Source organism: Lentzea rhizosphaerae, from assembly GCF_042649515.1.
GTDB classification, from domain to species: domain Bacteria; phylum Actinomycetota; class Actinomycetes; order Mycobacteriales; family Pseudonocardiaceae; genus Lentzea; species Lentzea aerocolonigenes.
Window position 1 is genome coordinate 627,678 of the sequence record NZ_JBHRZI010000011.1, and the last position, 16,293, is coordinate 643,970.

Annotated in this window: 10 protein-coding genes and 6 tRNA genes; 13 read left to right on the plus strand and 3 right to left on the minus strand. The window is 67.7% G+C overall.

Features of this window, described 5'->3' with window-relative positions; genetic code table 11:
* Window positions 1-13 precede the first annotated feature (13 nt).
* Window positions 14-2,548, minus strand: coding sequence for a TNT domain-containing protein (locus ACFOWZ_RS10470; protein WP_382371534.1), 2,535 nt, complete (start codon window positions 2,546-2,548; stop codon window positions 14-16).
* A gap of 157 nt (window positions 2,549-2,705) precedes the next feature.
* Here ACFOWZ_RS10470 and ACFOWZ_RS10475 point away from each other — a divergent pair, with 157 nt between their 5' ends.
* From ACFOWZ_RS10475 to ACFOWZ_RS10485, 3 genes are read left to right on the plus strand one after another with little or no spacing between them, the layout of a single operon-like run.
* On the plus strand, window positions 2,706-3,608 hold the full coding sequence (locus ACFOWZ_RS10475; protein WP_382371536.1) for a DMT family transporter: 903 nt from the start codon (window positions 2,706-2,708) through the stop codon (window positions 3,606-3,608).
* Complete coding sequence (locus ACFOWZ_RS10480) at window positions 3,605-4,453, plus strand: bifunctional methylenetetrahydrofolate dehydrogenase/methenyltetrahydrofolate cyclohydrolase (RefSeq protein ID WP_382371538.1); 849 nt, start codon at window positions 3,605-3,607, stop codon at window positions 4,451-4,453. Before ACFOWZ_RS10475 ends, ACFOWZ_RS10480 begins: the two co-directional genes overlap by 4 nt.
* Complete coding sequence (locus ACFOWZ_RS10485; RefSeq protein WP_382371540.1) at window positions 4,440-4,760, plus strand: DUF3017 domain-containing protein; 321 nt, start codon at window positions 4,440-4,442, stop codon at window positions 4,758-4,760. Before ACFOWZ_RS10480 ends, ACFOWZ_RS10485 begins: the two co-directional genes overlap by 14 nt.
* Here ACFOWZ_RS10485 and ACFOWZ_RS10490 read toward each other — a convergent pair.
* The gene (locus ACFOWZ_RS10490) at window positions 4,750-5,319 is read right to left on the minus strand and encodes a TetR/AcrR family transcriptional regulator (RefSeq protein WP_382371542.1); all 570 of its coding nucleotides are present in this window, start codon (window positions 5,317-5,319) and stop codon (window positions 4,750-4,752) included. The genes ACFOWZ_RS10485 and ACFOWZ_RS10490 overlap by 11 nt on opposite strands.
* A gap of 73 nt (window positions 5,320-5,392) precedes the next feature.
* On the opposite strand from ACFOWZ_RS10490, the gene ACFOWZ_RS10495 reads away from it, so the two are divergent.
* The 10 genes from ACFOWZ_RS10495 to fxsT all read left to right on the plus strand — a co-directional run bounded on the left by ACFOWZ_RS10495 (window position 5,393) and on the right by fxsT (window position 14,476).
* Window positions 5,393-5,956, plus strand: a complete 564-nt coding sequence (locus ACFOWZ_RS10495) for a dihydrofolate reductase family protein (protein ID WP_382371544.1) — start codon at window positions 5,393-5,395, stop codon at window positions 5,954-5,956.
* Between the two features lie 264 nt (window positions 5,957-6,220).
* A tRNA-Arg gene (locus tag ACFOWZ_RS10500) sits at window positions 6,221-6,292 on the plus strand.
* A 102-nt stretch (window positions 6,293-6,394) separates the two neighbouring features.
* Window positions 6,395-6,466: transfer RNA gene (locus ACFOWZ_RS10505), tRNA-Phe, on the plus strand.
* A 10-nt stretch (window positions 6,467-6,476) separates the two neighbouring features.
* Window positions 6,477-6,564: transfer RNA gene (locus tag ACFOWZ_RS10510), tRNA-Ser, on the plus strand.
* An 11-nt stretch (window positions 6,565-6,575) separates the two neighbouring features.
* A tRNA-Ser gene (locus ACFOWZ_RS10515) sits at window positions 6,576-6,664 on the plus strand.
* Between the two features lie 4 nt (window positions 6,665-6,668).
* Window positions 6,669-6,740 (plus strand) — tRNA-Arg (locus tag ACFOWZ_RS10520).
* Between the two features lie 4 nt (window positions 6,741-6,744).
* Window positions 6,745-6,816: transfer RNA gene (locus ACFOWZ_RS10525), tRNA-Asn, on the plus strand.
* 420 nt (window positions 6,817-7,236) lie between these two features.
* Window positions 7,237-8,967 carry a VMAP-C domain-containing protein gene (locus ACFOWZ_RS10530; RefSeq protein ID WP_382371546.1) on the plus strand — a complete coding sequence of 577 codons (1,731 nt, stop codon included), beginning with the start codon at window positions 7,237-7,239 and terminating at the stop codon, window positions 8,965-8,967.
* A 14-nt stretch (window positions 8,968-8,981) separates the two neighbouring features.
* The gene (locus tag ACFOWZ_RS10535) at window positions 8,982-10,055 is read left to right on the plus strand and encodes an AAA family ATPase (protein WP_382371548.1); all 1,074 of its coding nucleotides are present in this window, start codon (window positions 8,982-8,984) and stop codon (window positions 10,053-10,055) included.
* Between the two features lie 92 nt (window positions 10,056-10,147).
* A complete protein-coding gene (gene fxsT, locus ACFOWZ_RS10540) occupies window positions 10,148-14,476 on the plus strand; it encodes an FxSxx-COOH system tetratricopeptide repeat protein (RefSeq protein ID WP_382371550.1) in 4,329 nt (1,442 codons plus the stop codon).
* Here fxsT and ACFOWZ_RS10545 read toward each other — a convergent pair.
* Window positions 14,469-16,292 carry an HEXXH motif domain-containing protein gene (locus ACFOWZ_RS10545; protein ID WP_382371552.1) on the minus strand — a complete coding sequence of 608 codons (1,824 nt, stop codon included), beginning with the start codon at window positions 16,290-16,292 and terminating at the stop codon, window positions 14,469-14,471. The two genes, fxsT and ACFOWZ_RS10545, sit on opposite strands and share 8 nt — an antisense overlap.
* Between the last annotated feature and the right edge of the window lies 1 nt (window position 16,293).

A 16,293-nucleotide genomic window follows, 5' to 3' on the forward strand; every position in this document is an offset into this window, starting at 1 on the left:
CAACAGAGGACGGTCAGTCGGCTGATCCCGTGATCTCCACGAGCACGCCGTCCGCGACCATCTCCTCGATCGCCTTCGGCAGCAGGTAGGCCGTTCCGCCACCCGGCTGCTCGAACCACGGCACGGCCACGCCGGTCAGCACCTCGAGCGGGCGGCGCAACCGGTACACGCGGTACGGGCGGTTGATCCACGACGGCACCAGGCTGCGTTCCGGGAACGGCGTGCCCGCCACGTAGACGAGGTTGCCGGTCTGGTCGCCGTAGCGGTCGACCTCGGTGCCCGCCGGCAGCTCGAACATCTGCTTGTGGCGGAACAACGTCAGCGGCGGCTCGCCCGCGAGCGGCGAGATCGGGAACTTCCGCTTCGACGGCTCCTCCTGCGCCACGGCGGCGGCGACCGGCGCGGCCACAGGTGCCGGTGCCGGGGTGGGCGCCGGAGGCGGCGGCGGCGGCGCCTGCTGGGCCTGCGGGGCGGGCATCGGCGGGCGCTGCGGCGGGGCCGGGCGGCGCGGCTCCTCGCGGAAGCCGTTGCTCATCGGGCGCTGCGGCGGGGGTGGCGGCGGCTGCGGGGCCCGCGGGATGGTGCGGAAGTTGCCCATCACGAGCCTGCCGACCAGGTACGCCGACGCGTCCTCGACCTTCTCGAACCGCACCGGGTTCTTCGGGCCGTGGTCGTACCAGCACACCTCCCAGCTGTCGCCGTCGAGGTGCAGCGTCCAGGTGCGGTCGGCGGGCTCGCCGATCCGGTACACGCCGTGCGGCACGTTGAGGTCGTCCAGCGCACGGCGGGTGCCCGCCAGCTCGCGGTCCTCCTCCTGCGTGACCTGGCGCGGTTCGGGCTCCGGTTCCGGTTCCGGCTCGGGTTCCGGCTCGTTGAACAGCGCCGCGTCGAACTGGGTCGTCTCCTCGACCGGGGCCGGAGCGGGCACGGGAACCGGGAGCGGCACCGGCGCGGGCTCGGCGACCGGTTCGGGCGCGTGGAACGGTTCGGGCGCGTGGGCCGGCTGCGCCTCGAACGAGGTCGTCGACTCGATCTCGTCCTCTGCCAGGTCCGGCTCGTCCTCCGCGACCCCGACGACCGGGTGTTCCTCGGTGACCTCGGCCGGGCTCTCGAGGGGCTCGTCGAGGACCGGGCTCCACGCCATCGTGTCCTGCATGACGTCGCGCGGACGTTCCTCGGACTGGCCGACCAGGCTGTCCGTGCGCTCCTCCTCGCGGTGGTGCGTGAGGAGCTCGGGCTCGTCGGGCCCTGCGGTGGGGATCTCGGGTTCCTCGGCAACGTCCACGTCGTCGTGTTCGTCCTGGACGGCCGTTTCGTTCGCCTGCTCCGCGACGGGCTCCGGCTCCTCCACCTCGCTCGGGTGCGGGGCGAAGAGGTCCATACCTGCGCCGTAGGTGTCGCGCAGGCGCCTTTCGTCGACGTGGTCGGGCACGCCGTCGGAGTCGAAGACCACCCGATAGGGCGGTCCGTCACCGGTCATCGGCGGCACCGCCACCGCGACCGTGGCGCCGAGGTCCTGCGGCACCTGCTCGGGTTCCGGCTCGATCTGCGGCTGCTCGGTGGTGACCTCGGCGGCCTGCGGTTCGGGCGCGAGCGGCTCGAACTCGTACTCCTCCGGCTGCTCCTCCTCGAACGAGGGCGCCGCGACGAACTGCGTCTCCTCCGCGGCCGTCTGCGACTTGGGCTGCGGTTCCGGCTCGGGTTCGGGCTCCGGCGGCAACGGCACCACGGTTCCGGGAGGTGCGGCGGGAGCACCGAGGTTCGCCGCGGCGGCGAGCCTCGACTCCTCGGAGACCTCCGGCAGGCTGAACCCGGCGGCCCTGGCGCGCTCGACCAGCTCCGGCTCGGGCGGCACGCCGTACTTGCGCAGGTAGTAGGAGACACCTGCGGGCCAGATCCACACGCCGTCGGTCTGGAAGCCGGACGGCACGACCGGCGGGGAGTCCGGGTGCAGCAGGTCCGCGTCGAAGCCGCGACCGGCCACGGCGACCGGCGCGTTCGACAGGTACGTCAGCAGCGGCGCGACCTCGGGCTCCGGCACGGGCGGCCGGTTGACCGACGGACGACCGTTCGGTCCGGCACCGTCGAACACGCGCACCGTGCGGAACACCGGCGTCGGCGGGTTCAGCCTGCGGCGCAGCCAGTCCGGGACGTTCTCGTCGGCACGCGGGAAGAACCGCATCTCGTCGAAGTACGCCTGCTGCGGAGGCGGCGTCTGCCAGCTCGGCTCAGCGCGGTCGAAGTCGAGGTTGTAGCTGGAGGGGTGATCGAGCTGGTAGCGGGCGTTCGTCCAGCTGCCCCTGCCCTCGCGGTGCATGCCGGCGCGCAGCCGCGCGAACAGCGAGGCGACCTCCTGCGGCGGTTGCCACGAGCGCGAGGTGCCGTCCTGCAACCGCAGTTCGGACTCCAGCTCGAAGTACCGGCCGGTGGCGCGGTACTGCGCGATCACACTGCGCCAGTCCTCCGGCGCGGCCCGCATGAGAGTCAGGCCGATCTGCTTAACCAGAGCGTCCTGCTCTGTAGGGTTCAACGGCTTCGGCTCGGACACGCCAACATCTTCCCCTGCAAATCGCCGGATCGCACACGTCCCCCGCCGCTGCGCCGAACGGTGGAGGCCCGACCATAACGCGGTCGACGTGCAAGGTTAAAGCCGATCAAGAACACCCCGTCTCGGCTGGAGGAGCCTCTTGTCACGGTCCGCGCAGGTGACCGGCGGTCTGTTGGCGGCTCTCGGAGGCCTGGCCATCGCGGTCCAGGCGAGGGTCAACGGCTCCCTCGCGCAGTCGCTCGGCAACGGTCTGCTGGCGGCGTTGATCTCCTTCGCGGGCGGGTGGTTCGTGCTGCTCGTGGCCGTCCTGTCGCGACAGTCCGGACGGGACGGGCTGCTGCGGTTGCGGAACGCGCTGCGGCACCGTCGGATCCGGTGGTGGGAGTGCGTCGGTGGGATCAGCGGCGCGGTGCTGGTGGGCTCGCAGGGACTCGCGGTCGCGACGATCGGTGTGGCGGTGTTCACGGTCGCCGTCGTGATCGGACAGGTCGTCAGCAGCATGGTCGTCGACCAGCTGGGGGTCGGCCCCGGGGAGGCGAAACCGTTCACAACCACTCGTGTCGCTGGAGCGGTCGTCGGTGTTATCGCCGTCATGGTCGCCGTGTCGGACCGGTTCACCTCGCCCGGCACGGTGTGGCTCGCGGTGCTGCCGTTGGCCGCGGGCCTGCTGATGGGCTGGCAGCAGGCGGTGAACGGCCTCGTCCGCGAGGCCGCGGCCCACTCGATGACGACGATCCTGGTCAACTTCACCGTCGGCACCACCGCGTTGACGCTGGTCAACCTGGCCGCGCGGGGCGGGGTGCCCGGCGGTTTCCCGTCGCAGTGGTGGCTCTACCTCGGTGGATTGCTCGGCATCGTCGGGGTGGGCGGCGCGATCGTCTCGGTGCGGTTCATCGGCGTGCTGATGGTCGGGTTGTGCGCCGTGTGCGGGCAGCTCGTCGGGGCAGTGCTGCTGGACGGGGTGAGCGGGCGCCTCGCGTTGCCGACGGTGATCGGCGTGGTGCTGACGCTGGTGTCGGTGGGCGTCGCGGCGCTGCCCAGTGGGAAGATGAGGACGTGACTGCGACGCTGCTCAACGGCAACGAAACCCGGAACGCGCTGTTCGAGGACCTCAAGGCGCGGGTCGCCGCGCTGCCGGGCCCCGTGGGTCTGGCCACCGTGCTGGTCGGCGACGACCCCGGCTCGCACTCGTACGTGAAGGGCAAGCACAAGGCGTGCGAGAAGGTCGGCATCGCGTCGATCCGGCGCGACCTGCCGGAGTCGACCACGCAGGAGGAGCTGGAGGCCGTCATCGACGAGCTGAACGCGAACCCCGAGGTCACCGCCTACATCGTGCAGCTGCCCCTGCCCAAGCACCTGGACGCGAACGCGATCCTCGAGCGGATCGACCCGCGCAAGGACGGCGACGGCCTGCACCCGGTCAACCTGGGCAAGCTGGTGCTCGGCGTGGACGCCCCGCTGCCCGCGACGCCGCGCGGCATCGTCGAACTGCTGCGCCGCTACGACGTGCCGCTCGCGGGCGCGAACGTCACCGTGGTCGGCCGCGGCGTCACCGTGGGCCGCCCGATCGGCCTGCTGCTCACCCGTCGCAGCGAGAACGCCACCGTGACGCTGTGCCACACCGGCACCAAGGACCTCGCCGCCGAGGTGCGCCGCGCGGACATCGTGATCGCGGGCGCCGGCAGCGCGGGCCTGATCACCAAGGACATGGTCAAGCCGGGCGCGGCCGTGATCGACGTCGGCATCACCCGCACCGAGGCCGGCCTGGTCGGCGACGTGGCCCCGGACGTCCGCGAGGTCGCCGGCTGGCTCGCCCCGATCCCCGGCGGCGCGGGCCCGATGACCGTCGCGATGCTGCTGACCAACACCGTCGAAGCCGCCGAGCGCGCCCATGCAGCGGTCTGACGCGCAGGCGCTCATGGGCGAGCAGCGCTGGCGGTCCGGCCCCGGCAAGCACCTGCCGTTCGCGCTGGTGCTCGGCGTCAGCGCGCTCGGGTTGGTGCGGATCTTCCAGTACCACTGGCGGCAGGGCGCGGTCCTGCTGGGCGTGTCGTTGCTGGTCGCCGCCGTGCTGCGCATCCTGGTGACCGACGAGCAGGCCGGTCTGATCAAGATCCGCGGCCGCGGCATGGACGCGTTCCTGTACTCCACGCTGGGCGTCGTGGTGATCGCCGTCTCGCTGACGATCACCGGCGGCCCCCTCAGCCGATAGCCCTGGTGACGAGGACCTCGATGAACTCGTCGAGGTCCGTCATCGCCGCCACGTCCGGCAGCGTCAGCCGTTCGTAGATGAACCCCGTCATCCCGAAGTACAGGAGGATGACGGCCATCCGGTCGCCGGGCAGCTCCGACTCCGCGTTGAACGCGATGTTGAAGTCGAGGTTCGCCGCGAACGTCTTCGTGAGCGCGGTCCGCAGCTCCGGCCGCCGCGTGGCTTCGAGCCGCAGCTCCATCATCGCGAGGTAGCTGGCCTTGTCCGCGTCAGCCCGCTTGACGATGTCGTGCATGAACTTCACGGTCAGCGACCTGTCACGCGGCAGGGCCAGCGACTCGGCGATCGACTCCTCGGACGGCGTGAGCCGCTGGGTCACCCGGATCGCCACCTCCGACATCAGGTCTTCGCGACTCGCGAAGTAGTTCGACGCCGTCCCCGCCGGCACCCCCGCCTTCGCGTCGATCGCACGGTAGGTCAACCCCCGCGCGCCTTCCTCTGCCAGGACGTCGATCGCCGCGTCCAGCAGGGCGTTTCGCCTCGCCTCGTTCCGAACCACGCTGCCTCCTTGACAACCACTACACTCATAGTACTACAGTTGTCGTGGTTGAACTACTGAGGGGACGTTCAAGATGCGAAAGCTCGTTTACTACGTGGCAGTGACGCTCGACGGCTTCATCGCGGCAGAGGACGGCTCGTTCGACGGGTTCATCTTCGAAGGCGACCACATGACCGGCATCAACGCCGAGTACCCGGACACGCTGCCCACCCAGTTCCGCGAGGCGCTCGGCCTCCAGGACGCGCCGAACCGCAACTTCGACACGGTGCTGATGGGCCGCCACACCTACCAGGTGCCGGGCGGACTGCCGTCGCCCTACGCCCACCTGCGCCAGTTCGTCGTCTCGACCAAGGTGACCGACACCCCGGACGACGTCGAGGTGATCCGCTCCGACGTGGCCGGACGCGTCGCCGCACTGAAGGAAGAAGACGGCCTGGACATCTGGCTGTGCGGCGGCGGCAAGCTGGCCGCCGAGCTCCTGCCGCTGATCGACAAGATGCTGATCAAGATCCACCCGGTGGTCTTCGGCCGCGGCATCCCGTTGTTCGACGGAAAGGCCGACATCACCAAGTTCCAGCGCACCAACGCGCAGCTGTTCGAGAGCGGAGTTTCGTTCATGACTTACGAACGCCCTTGAGAAAATGATTGACGGGCGCCGCACGCGCCCGCAATACTTGTGCCACACACCAAGCCGAAGGGGAAAGTCATGACGAGCCACGAGATGCGGGACCTGCGCCTCAGCAGCGCCACCGCGTGCGTGCGCCCGTGTGGCCACCCCGACCTGCGCCGACCGTTTTCGCAGGTGAGCTCCTTGTAGTGGCTTTCGCAGGCCACTACGAGGAGCCGCCCGTCGCCGAAAGCGACCAGGGCGGCTCCTTTTATTTGCCGTGCAATTGATTTCGCCCTTGTAGCTCAACGGAAAGAGTGCGGCGCTACGAACGCCGAGATTCAGGTTCGACTCCTGGCAGGGGTACTTCCGGGTGCGAGGGAGACGGCAACCCGCCTCATTTGGGATGAGGAAACACCGCGTTCGACTCGCGGGCATCCGACGGAAAGGCGCCTTTTCGGCGCACCAGGCTCTTCAGCTCAACAGGCAGAGCACCGGGGTGAAGACCCGGAGGACGGGGTTCGACTCCCCGGGGAGCCACGCAGGACGAGGAGGGCTGGCCGAGTGGCAAGGCACCGGATTGCTGATCCGTGGTCCGGGCATCACGCCCGGCGCGCGTTCGACCCGCGCGCCCTCCGTCCCTGCGCCTGGAGGATTGGCCGAGCCCGGTAAGGCATCCGTCTTGAAAACGGTGGTCGGCGCGCGAGCGTCGCGCAGGTTCGAATCCTGCATCCTCCGCCGCACTCCCGTGGTCCAACGGAAACGACACCGGCGTCCGAAGCCGGGGACGCAGGTTCGACTCCTGCCGGGGGTACGTGTCCTCTGAGGTGCTGCCGGCAGCACGCCCGACTGTTACGCGGGAGGACCAGGTTCGAGTCCTGGCAGGGGAACTGAACGTCGTCAGGAATTCCTCCACGGACTCCTGCGACTCCGCAGACTCGCGTTGCTCCACCAGGACTTCATTGCCATTTCCTTGCCAACTACCGGGCGAACACCACCACAGCTTGCCCGCGGAGCAAGACTGTGGTCATGCCAAGTCATTGGAACACACAGGTCACGCGACACACCGCGATCAGCCTGGTACCGAGCCGGCCGAGCTCAGCGGTTCGCCCGATCGAATATTCCATTCGACAACGCCAGTGAGCTGTTGCGGAATTGTTCGTCCGACGTCGCGATCCTCTTCCCGTCGAGCGTTGTGTGTCATATGACGCGGTGAGGAAACTGGTGATCTGGTAGTCGACGCACCGACAGGTCGTGTCGTGGGAGAGGACTGGCTCGTGTCACTGGCGCCGTCAACGCACCGAACCATCGTGACCGTCGACATCGCGGACTTCACCAATGACAGCAGGCAAGCCATCCACATGACCGATGTGCGCGACGGCCTCTACGACGTGCTGAAACGAGCCCTCGCCGGTGTGGGGATCGACTACGAAGAGTGCGAGACCGAAGACCGCGGCGACGGTGCGCTGATCCTCATCCCGGCCACGTTCCCCAAGAGCGAGCTCGCCGACAAACTGCCCGATCGACTGGTCACCGAGATCCGTCGCTTCAACTCGACCAGGGTCCCCGAAGCCAGGATGAAGCTGCGGGTGGCGGTGCACTCCGGTGACATCCGCAAGGACACCCACGGCTGGATCGGCCTTCCCGTCAACCTCGCATTCCGGATCTTGGACGCCCACGACGCCAAACTGGCGTTGCGTCACTCCGACGGCCTGCTGGCCATGATCGCCTCAGACCACTTCTACACCGAAGTGATCATGCAAGATCCCGGCACGGCACCGGAGTCCTACCGCCAGATCGAAGTGTTGATCAAGAGTTTCAAGGGCCACGCCTGGTTGCGGTTGCACGGCGAGAACTCCGACATGAGCCATCATCCGCCGATCGCCGAGCACGACGAGCCCGTGGTGCTGCCGCTCAACCCGGACGAAGAGCTCAAGGACCTGCACAGCTGGTTGATCGAGATCGAGACACCGCACCTGCCGATGCTCATGAGCCGTGCCACCAGATCGGCCGTGCCGACGCAACGGTTCGGCTCCGCGTGGGAGGCCTACCGGCACTTGGAAGATTTCAACGCCGGACCCGACGGCGTTCCACCGGCGATCCTGTTCGTGGAACTCGTGGCCAGGGAGGTCGGAGGCGAGATCGGCGCCCGGCTGACCGAGTGGGTCGAGCAGAACGTGCGCAAGTTGCGCCGCACCAGCGCCCTCGAAGAGCAGCGCGAAACCCGTTTGTCGGTCCAGACGGAACCGCACCTGCACCTGATGTTCGCGATCAAGCTCGACTCGATCGATTCAGGAAAGTGCATCCTCTCGTTCTGGCGCCAGGACGATCCTCTCGACTGGCCGCCACAGAGCGGTGGAGTTCACGAGTTGAGCATCAACGACCTGGAATATCGGATCGACGAGATGATCATTCAGGCGGAGGGAGCGTGGTGCGATCAGGCCGTACCCGTGACCCTGGAATTCCTGATGGCACGCCCACTGCTTCAATTGCCGATCTACAGCTGGCGGAAAGAGCACAGTTCCGGTGATCCACGGCCACTCGTGCTCGACTACACCGTAGTCATAAGATCACTCGAAAGAATGCAGACGAAGCACTGGCATCGCCCCTGGCGCGTCCGTTGGGACTCTATGCTGGAGAACCCGGCCGTGGAGCGAATTCACTCTGTCGGAGCATCACGGTCGGGGGACAATCCGATCGACGTCGTGCTGAGTGATTCCAGATGGATTGGCCTGATAATGGACGAACCACCATCCGCTCGCCCTGAGTCGCGCGCCGCACCGGACCCCCTGACGGCGGCCCTGAGAGCCGGCCTGCCGGTGATCCTGTGGCATCCGAGCGCCACCTCCGAGAACTTGCGACCACTCGTCGACCGCCTGGGCGGCGGACCCGGCGGCGTCCTCGATCTGCCGGAACAGCGCAGGGCAGCCCATCTGTCCGCAGGCGCCGACGACCTCGTGCGGGACCTGGTGGTGCTCTGGGACGACCCGCACCGGACCTTCGTTTTCGATCAACCGTCGTCAAACCCGGCCGGACGTTGAAAGGGACAGGACGGATGAGCGCGAACGAGTCGAGAGTGGACGCCCACCAGCCCGGCGAGGCGCCCGACTGGTGGATCTACCGCGGAACCGGCCGTCCCATGTACGACATAGACCTGACCCAGATCCTTCCGCCCCCTCCGCCCTGGCGGGACTACGGAGGGCCGCTGCCCCAGTCGGACGGGCATCCGCCGGAGGACGACGGCGAGGCGGACCGCAGGCTGGGTTCGGAGTTCCACCTGACCGAGCAGCACGTCGACCCGCACGAGCTCGACATGGTGAACGCGAGCCTGTACCTCCGCCGGCCGCTGCTGCTGACCGGGAAGCCGGGCGTCGGCAAGTCCGCTCTCGCGTACCGCATCGCTCGAGAACTGAGGCTCGGCCGAGTGCTCAAATGGTCGATTTCCACACATACGACTCTGACGTCTGGCTTGTACCGCTACGACGCCATCGGCCGGTTGCAGGCGGCCGCGACAGGTCAGCAGCGATCCGGCCCGGTGGAGGACTCCCCGATCGGAGATTTCATTCGACTGGGCCCACTGGGAACGGCTTTCCTTCCACGAAAACTGCCGCGCGTTCTCCTGATCGACGAACTGGACAAGAGCGAGTCGGACCTCCCCAACAATCTTCTGAGCATCTTCGAGGACGGGGAGTTCGTCATCGACGAGCTGGCTCGCATCCGCCATTCCACGCGCGAGATGACGGTGCACACCGCGGATCCGAACGAGACCGCGACCGTGACGGACGGCCGGGTCAGGTGCCACGCTTTCCCGATCGTCATCATGACGAGCAACGGCGAACGCGAATTCCCGCCCGCGTTTCTTCGTCGCGCTCTGCAGCTTGAAATCAAAGATCCCAACGTCGAACAACTGGCCGCGATGGTGGCCAATCACCTTTTGGATCCAGACGGCCTGCATCGCGATGCCCTCGTGCGAGAGTTCATGGAGAAAAGTCGCGCAGAAGGCGGCATTCCCGCGGATCGGCTGCTCGATGCCGTCTATCTGGCGACCTCGGGCGCCTACAAGCCGGACGGCGTCGCCTGGCCGCGTCTGATCGACTCGCTGTGGCATCGACTGACGACGGGTAGATGATCATGGGTAGGCCCAGCGGCGCTCCTGATCCGCCCGGAAGTCGGCGAAGGACCCACACCGCCGAGACGGCGCAGCCCGACAACGCCGAACTCGTGATCGACGACCTCGACTGGGCCGAGCTGGGAGACATCGTCTGGCTGGCCTCCGCCGTCCGGTCCGCCGGCCCGGAACGTACAGCGCCAGAGGAAGCCGGGCCCGAGCACGCCGAGTCCGCAGACGTTCGGCAACCGCCCGCTGACGTCGTCGAGCCCGACCTGGGACCGGATGCACCCGATCGGGAAGCTCCCCCGGTCGAGACACCGGAGCCGGCAGTCTCGACACCGCCCGACGAACCAGCACGTGCGGATTTCACGACGGTGCCGGAGTTCCTTTCCCCGTCCGGCAACGGGGATCACACCGACAGCGCCCCGTTGATCGACTCGCTCGAGTGCTTCCGGGCTTTGCGGCCGCTCAAACGCGAGGTGCGCTCGTGGCGCGACGACGCGATGGTCCTGGACGAGCAGACGACGGCGGACCAGGTGGCACAGACGGGTCGATGGTGGCCGGTGACTCGGCCTCGAACGGAACGATGGCTCGACCTGACGCTCGTGGTCGACCAAAGCCCGCTGATGACGCTGTGGCAGTCGCAGATCGCCGCGTTCACCGAGATGCTGAGCCGGCTCGGGGCGTTCCGCACGATCCAGATCCGCCTCCTCGAAGTCGTCGTGACCCCCGACGGTTCGGCGGTCCCGAGGCTGCGGGGCGGCACAGCCGAGACACCGGCACGGGATCCCGCCGAAATCGTGGACTCCTCCGGCAGGCGGGTCGTCCTGCTGCTGACCGACGGTGTGGGCGACACCTGGAGGCCGGACGTCCTGCTGCCGATGCTGGCGAAATGGGGTCGCACGATGCCGGTGAGCGTCGTGCATCTGCTGCCGCAATGGCTGTGGGAACGAGGCCGGGTGCGAACCCACCGGGTCGAGCTCAACGCGCACGGGCCGATGAAGCCCAACAGCCGCTGGACCTTCGACCTGCCAGACGCCTGGCTCGAGCCGGACCCCACCTCGCTGACCCGCCCCGGCACCGTGCCGATCCCGGTGATCGAGATGCGGCCTCGGTGGCTGCGCTGGTGGAGCAGCCTGATCACGGGCCAGAGCCGCGGTCCGGTCTCCGGCACGGTGCTGCTGGCCGCTCCTGACGCACCGGCCTCCGAGACGGTGCCCCTGCCGGCGCAGGACCACGTCCGCCAATTCCGGAGCCAGGCCTCGCCGCCCGCGCTGCGGCTGGCCACCCTGCTCGCGGCCGTTCCCGCCCACTTGGACGTTGCCCAATTAATTCGGCAACGATTCGTACCGGAAGCAAAAAACCACCACCTGGCAGAGCTCTTCAGCGGGCTGTTGTACGCTGCCGGTCCGGAGAACCACGAGTCCATTCGGGACAACAGAGCCTTTGCCTTCCCAGAGACAGCTCGTGAACTGCTACTCAGTGGCGCGCGGAGGTCTGAGACCGCCGGCGTTGTTCAGGCTGCAGCCGCCGAGTTCTCGGACCGTCTCCCTGTCCTGGCACGCCTACGGGATGCCATCGCAGACCCTCATAACACACCGGACCCCGAACCGACCAGCACGAACTCAGCAGATGTGGAGCTTGAGCGCGCGGTCATGAAGGCACTCTCCGGCCCATACTTGTCCCGTGCGGACCGACTGAATAAGGTCGGTCCGCACGGGCGTTCAGGTTTGGCGGCGTCTGAATCAGTCAAGGGGTCCCTGACCAGGACAGCAAGCGAGGAGATACCCGAAGTGGCCGAGCAGACCCGCGATTCCGCGGCGACTTCAGCAATGGATGTCCACCCGACTCGGCCAAGCGATGCTACCCTTTCCGACTTGTCCGGTGACTCTCTTTCCTATCACACCTCGCCCGTTCCCCGCACGTTCCACAAACGACAGAAGGATGAACCTCCACCCGTTTGGGGGAATGTGCCGCCGCGAAATCCCAACTTCACCGGAAGGAGGGAACTTCTCGAGCAACTGGGTAAACGCCTGACCGCAGGCGGCACCACCGCGGTACTGCCCTCTGCGCTGCACGGCATGGGCGGTATCGGCAAAACCCAGATGGCGACCGAATACATCTACCGCCATTCCCAGGACTATGACCTCATCTGGTGGGTCGAAGCCGCCCGTGTGACCCAGATCCGCGCCAGTCTGACGGATTTGGCCAGGCAATTGGGCCTGCCAGGAGCGTCCGAGTCGAACACGGCAGTGCCCGCTGTCCGCGAGGCGCTACGTCTCGGCAGGCCGTTTCGGCGGTGGCTGCTCGTCTTCGACGCGGCGGAGAGCCCCGAGGAAGTGCTGCCGTTCATCCCCACGAACGGTCCCGGCGAAGTGCTCATCACTTCACGCAACCCGGACTGGGCCGGCGTGGCCAGGCCTCTCGAGCTGGCGGTGTTCGAGCGCGACGAGAGCATCGAGCTGCTGGGCAAGCGCGGCCCGGACATCGACGTCGACGACGCGAACCGACTGGCTGAGAAGCTCGGTGACCTTCCACTGGCGGTCGAGCAGGCAGCCGCCTGGCGAGCGATGACCGGCATGCCGGTGGCCGAGTACCTGCGCCTGTTCGACGAGTCCGTGGCCGAAATCCTCGACACGTCCGCACCACCGGCCTACGAGGTCTCCGTCGCCGCAGCGTGGAACGTCTCGTTCGACGAGCTGAAGACCCGCAACCCAGCGGCCCACCAGATCCTGCACATCTGCGCCTTCTTCTCGCCAGAACCCATCTCCCGTGACCTGTTCACCGGTGTCAGCCGCGGCGTCTCGATCTCCCCGGAACTCGACGCCGCACTACGCGACCCGATCAAGCTCGCAAAGGCCATCCGCGACATCAACCGCTACGGCCTGGCGAAGATCGACCACGGCAACAACACCATCCAGCTCCACCGACTGGTCCAGTTGGTGCTGCGCAACCGCGTGATGGCTCCGCAGGTGCAAGCTCAGATGAAGCACGGCGCGCACCAACTGCTCTCCGGCCGCGACCCGAACGATCCCGAGTCGGCCCGCCACTGGCCCCGCTACCGCGAACTGCTCCCCCACGCCTACGCAGCCGACATCGTCGACTGCGAAGACGGCTGGGTCCGGCAGCTCGCGATCAACCTCATGCGTTACCTCTTCGCCTGGGGCGACCACGAGGAAGCCGCCAGGTTCGCCGAATACGCGCTGGAGAAGTTCGAGCGGCAACTGGGGCCGACCGACCCGCAAACCCTCGACGTCGCCCAACGGTTCGGCCTGTACCTGTGGGGCCTGGGCCGGTACGAGGAAGCCTCCAGGATCAACCAGCTCACCCTGCAGCGCCGCATCCAGGTGTCCGGAGAGGACAGCGAGGAAACGCTAGCCCTCCAGACCAACATCGTCATCGACCTGCGCGCCAAAGGTGACTTCGCCCAAGCGTCCAAGCTGAGCGAAGAGATCTACCACAAGTCCAAGCGGCTGTTCGGCGAAGACGACCCGGAAGCCCTCAACGCCGCCTACCAGCACGCACTGAGCCTCCGACTCTCCGGGGAGTACAAGGCGGCGGCTGAGCTCGACGAGAGCACCTTGCAGCGACGGACCGAGGTCCTCGGGCCTGACCATCCCAAGACGCTCTATTCCAACGCCGCTCTGATCATCGACCGACGTGAAGCCGGTGAGTACATCCGTGCACGCATCGAACAGGAGAAGCTCAGCGCTCTGTATCAAGCGCGATTCGGCGAGGACAACAACGACACGGTGGCTCAGGCGTTCTACCTGTCGGTCGCGAGGCGCAAAGACGGCGAGCACGGGACCGCGCTGGAACTGTCAACGGCCGCCCTCAGCCGGTTCACCGTTGCTTACGGCGCGGACCACCCCACCACGATGGCGTGCGCACTCGCGCACTCGATCGACCTTCGCCACTCGGGCGACCTGACTGTGGCGAAGACCCTCGGTGAGGAAACGTTCGAACGGTATCGCCGCAGCCTCGGGGAGCAGCATCCGCACACGATCGCCGCGACGGTCGACCTGGCGGTCACGTTGCGATTGCGTGGCGAGGCGGCCGAAGCGCGGGTGTTGGACGAACGAGCGCTGGAGCACTACCGGGCGGGCATCGGCCCGAACCATCCCTACGCGGTCATCGCAACCATCAACCTGGCCAGCGACCTCGCGACCACCGGCGAAACCGCGACAGCGGTGGCTCTCGGGCAGGACGCGGTCGAACGCGCCGAGCGGGTGCTGGGCATCAACCACCCGACGACACTGGCCGCCGCCATCAACCTCGGCCTCGACCTCCGCACGGTGGGACGTGCGGACGAGGCCGAGGCTTACCGCGGTCCGATCCTGGACAGGTACCGCAAGGTCTTGGGCGAGGCACACCCCGGAACCATCGCCGCCATCAAGGGCGCGAGGGCCGACTGCGACATCGACCCCATGCTCATGTAGGAGCCATCGGCCCGAAGACCAGCTGGCCGATCCACGAAGCGAGGCTCTCCGGAGTCGGTACTTGATGCGCGGTGTGCCGGAGCACCCGGTGCACCGCGCGCACGAGTTCTGGGCAGTGCAGCAGGGAGCGCGAAGCCGGGTGCGATCCGGTCGCCGCCAGTGCGAGGCCGAGTCCGACCAGGGATGCCGGTCGATCCGGATCCGCCCGCAGCTCCACGCGGTAGCCCCTCACGGCGTCGACGAACCTTCCGCTGGCGTAAGCGAAGTCCGCCTCGGTCGCATCGGGAACGGTCTGCCACTCCTCGCTCAGGTCAGCGCCCGTAAGGCTCAGCCTGACCAAGACGGCCCGGCTGCGCGGCCACGTCCCGTCCGGAACCGGTGTTGGCGGCAGATCGGTCTGCACGGCCGTGACCGGCGGGCGGGAGCGACCGTTTCGCCATGCCTCCGCGAGATCTCGCACGACTCCGGGATCAGGCCTCAGGTGCCGTATCCGCCAGCCGGCCCGGTGGTCAGCGATCGCCGCGGCGACCAGTGCCGCAACGTCGTCGGGCACCGGATCGTGCTGCCACACCTCGAGAACGTCAGCGGTGCCGGTCAGAAACCGGCGCCCTGCCTCGGTCAGCGTCTCGTCGTCGCGCAGTGCCACCAGGGTGTGCCACGTCTGAGCACGCCAGTAGGCGAACTCGAACATCGCCCGCCGGGCGAGTGCACCGGTTCGTGTCGCGGCGAGGGATCGCCAGAACGCCGTCACGCCGAAGAACGCGTAAACGCCTTGGAGGGCACCGCTGAGGGGCCGCGGGTCGTCCCGCCATGCGACGTAGACGCGTTCTCGCGGATCGGTGTCGTACAAAGGAACCAGGTGCAGGATTCCGCCGAGCACGATGTGCTGGAACTCGTGGACGAGCGTGGCCGCCAGCTCCGCACCGTCCGGCGGGCGCCCGACAACAGCACTGCCGAAAGCCTCGCCCGTCGACGCGCTCAGGCTCCGGAACGGCACACGAGGCTTGGGCACCAACGAGTTCAGCCCGACAGCGAGGGTGCGAGCGAGGTCGGGCACGGCTTTCGTGAGCAACTGCCACGCCTCGTCGAGCAGCCGCCGCCAGGCGTCGACTTCTTCGTCCTCCAACCGCTGGGGTGGCACCGGTTCGTAGAGTCCGCGGTACGGATCGAGGTCGTCGAGCCGCACCGAGAACCGATTCCGTCCCGCGACCGCGCCGCACTCCCGGACGCCCCACCAGCCGGGGCCGTCGAGCTGGGAAGAGTCCGGCAGGTGGACAACCGCAGCCTCGGTCGTCACCGTGCAAGTCCTGCCATCACTGCGCACCTCGGCCACTGAGAACGGCGCAAAGAAAGGCAGTCTGGCGACTCCGAGTGACGGCAGGACCGCGTGGCCGTCCCACATCGGCACGACGATGTCGAAGCTCAGGCCGGCCCTGATCGCAGCGGCCGCCGCGATGGCGTGCAGGTGACCTAGGTGGACCCAGAGCGGACACACGCCGTCGATGCCATCGCGCAGCAAACGGGTCGTGTAGCCCGCCCAACTCCCGGTGTAGGGATGGGAGAGCAACCGTTCGAACGTCTTCGGCGACGTGTGCTCGACCCTGGCGAACAGCTCCGAGACCGCGTCCAGTTTCGGCATCGGCCCGAGCAGTTCTGGCGACTTCTCCGCAGCCTCCATCAACCCGTACAGCAACAGCTTCCGGCGGCTGCGCTCAGCTCGGCACAACCGCCGCACCATCGACGTGTCGCCCTCCAGGCGCGCCAGAGCGTCGAACTCGCTCCAGGGCATCCGGTGGAACGTGGTACCGGGTGTCATG

What these genes read in the sequence shown, in the direction of transcription:
- ACFOWZ_RS10545 (WP_382371552.1), bottom strand. Translation starts at nt 16,292, where the DNA reads ATGACACCCGGTACCACGTTCCACCGGATGCCCTGGAGCGAGTTCGAC.
- ACFOWZ_RS10495 (WP_382371544.1), top strand. Translation starts at nt 5,393, where the DNA reads ATGCGAAAGCTCGTTTACTACGTGGCAGTGACGCTCGACGGCTTCATC.
- ACFOWZ_RS10535 (WP_382371548.1), top strand. Translation starts at nt 8,982, where the DNA reads ATGAGCGCGAACGAGTCGAGAGTGGACGCCCACCAGCCCGGCGAGGCG.
- ACFOWZ_RS10485 (WP_382371540.1), top strand. Translation starts at nt 4,440, where the DNA reads ATGCAGCGGTCTGACGCGCAGGCGCTCATGGGCGAGCAGCGCTGGCGG.